The sequence below is a fragment of the Bartonella sp. TT110JLCBS genome, assembly GCF_042193405.1.
GTDB lineage: Bacteria > Pseudomonadota > Alphaproteobacteria > Rhizobiales > Rhizobiaceae > Bartonella.
In genome coordinates, this window is sequence record NZ_JBHILT010000304.1 from 1 (window position 1) to 557 (window position 557).

Sequence of the window (557 nt, forward strand, 5' to 3'; positions counted from 1 at the left end):
TAGCCGGTAAATTGCAAACTGGGTGCCTTGCCAAAACGCTCCATACAAACCCATGAGGCAGAAAACTCTTCTTCAAAGGATTGGAAATTCAGCCAGTCCACATAAAATTGATGTGATCCTAACATCATCAAAGGATCTCTCATAGGCTCCCTCCCCTCATTCTGTCCCGCCATGCAATGCATTGGCGCGTACCCGTTGAATGGCATGGGCAACCGCACGACCGGTGGCAACAGGATCACGCGCACCATTGACATGCACTGTGACATTTTGATTGTGTGTGATAGTGGAATGCTCTTTGCCTTTTGCTTCTGTGAAAGGGGAATTTGCACGCCCCGCCCCTGCAAATTGTGCAATCGGTTGAATGGTTGTTTTGCCCCCCAAAAAACTTGGCAAAAACTCTCTTACATCAATGGAACCAATCCACCCCTTAATGCGGCTAGGCAAAGATTTACAAAAATCGCTCAACTTTGTGATAGGTGCCATAAAGCCATCGACAATCGAATTAGCCAGATCTTCGCCCGCTTGTTCCATACCAGCCTTGGCACTCTCCGAGAGCT

General features: G+C 48.1%; 2 pseudogenes. Both read right to left on the reverse strand.

Annotation, left to right across the window (positions count from 1 at the left end):
* Positions 1–143 (reverse strand): annotated as a pseudogene (locus ACFILW_RS11030) (phage tail protein); the annotation flags it as partial.
* 13 nt (positions 144–156) lie between these two features.
* A pseudogene (locus ACFILW_RS11035) lies at positions 157–557 on the reverse strand (phage tail tape measure protein); the annotation flags it as partial.